At 62.6% G+C, this 1,454-nt stretch carries 1 protein-coding gene; it reads left to right on the top strand.

Annotation, left to right across the window (positions count from 1 at the left end; genetic code table 11):
- Window positions 1–1,012 (top strand): DUF1522 domain-containing protein (locus BM374_RS37695; RefSeq protein ID WP_283807123.1); only part of this gene is annotated, 1,012 nt, incomplete at its 5' end.
- Between the last annotated feature and the right edge of the window lie 442 nt (window positions 1,013–1,454).

Raw genomic sequence — 1,454 nt, 5'->3', positions numbered from 1 at the left:
ATCCAACTCCGGCGGTACGGCGACCGTCAACACTGCGAGCGGCCAGACCGCCTCCTCGATCGTCGCCGGCGCGCTGCACATCTCGACCGGTGCGAGCTCGGATCTGACCATCACCGGCACGGGCAATGCGCTCTCGACCCTCGGCCTCACCGGCTCGACTGGTACGGGCACCTCGTTCACCGCGAGCCGCGCTGCGGCAGCCGGCGGCATCTCAGGCAAGACCTTGACCTTCACCTCCTTCAACGGTGGCACGGCGGTCAACGTTACCTTTGGCGACGGCACCGGCGGCACGGTCAAGACGCTCGATCAGCTCAACACGCAGCTTCAGGCCAACAACCTGTCGGCCACGATCGACGCCAACGGCCTGCTCACGGTCTCCGCCACCAACGACTATGCGTCCTCGACGCTCGGCTCGGCCGTTGCTGGCGGCGCGATCGGCGGCACGGTCACGTCCGCCTTGACCTGGTCGAACCCGACCGCGCCCGTTGCTGATGCTGTTGCCCAGGCGACTCGTTCCAACCTGGTCAATCAGTACAACAACATCATGACGCAGATCGACACGACCTCGCTGGACGCCTCGTTCAACGGTGTCAACCTGCTCAACGGCGACCAGCTCAAGCTGGTGTTCGACGAGACCGGCAAGTCGAACCTCAACATCACCGGCGTGACCTTCAACTCGAAGGGTCTGGGTCTCGCCGCGCTGACGCAGGGCACCGACTTCATCGACAACGCCGCGAGCAACAAGGTGCTCGCCAAGCTGAACACCGCGTCGAGCACCTTGCGATCGGAGGCTTCGACCCTCGGTTCGAACCTCTCGGTTGTGCAGGTTCGTCAGGACTTCAATAAGAACCTGATCAACGTGCTGCAGACCGGCTCGTCCAACCTGACGCTGGCCGACACCAACGAGGAAGCGGCCAACAGCCAGGCGCTGTCGACCCGCCAGTCGATCGCGGTCTCCGCGCTGTCCCTGGCAAACCAGTCGCAGCAGAGCGTGCTCCAGCTGCTCCGCTAATAGCTGACGACATCGCAATCAAGTCATCGCGGCGGGGCTTCGGCCCCGCCGCTTTTTTGTTGGCGTTCGGTTTCGAAACGCCTCCGGCAAAGCTCCCGAAAAGTAACCGCCGGTTATGGTTAATGGCGCGTAAGCGCAGAGAATCGCCAATGATTTCAGTCTGATTGCCCGACCGCGCGGCGCCGCTCATCTTTCTATGGTGAACCGACGCTTATGTGGACGATGCGCGTTTCACCCTTTGTTAGCCATGTCCCTGCAGGCTGCGCGCGTCACTCGATCCGAAGCGATCGAACGAAGACGCGTAAACCAGAAGGGTAAGAGTTATGTCCGGTATCGTTCTCTCTGCGTCGGTTCGCCAGAACCTGCTCTCTCTCCAGTCCACCGCCGACCTCCTCGCCACCACCCAGTCGCGTCTGTCGACCGGCAAGAAGGTGAACTCGGC

Origin of the sequence: Bradyrhizobium sp. Ghvi, assembly GCF_900115265.1 — a bacterium.
Classification (GTDB): domain Bacteria; phylum Pseudomonadota; class Alphaproteobacteria; order Rhizobiales; family Xanthobacteraceae; genus Bradyrhizobium.
This window is presented reverse-complemented; position numbering and strand designations above follow the sequence as displayed.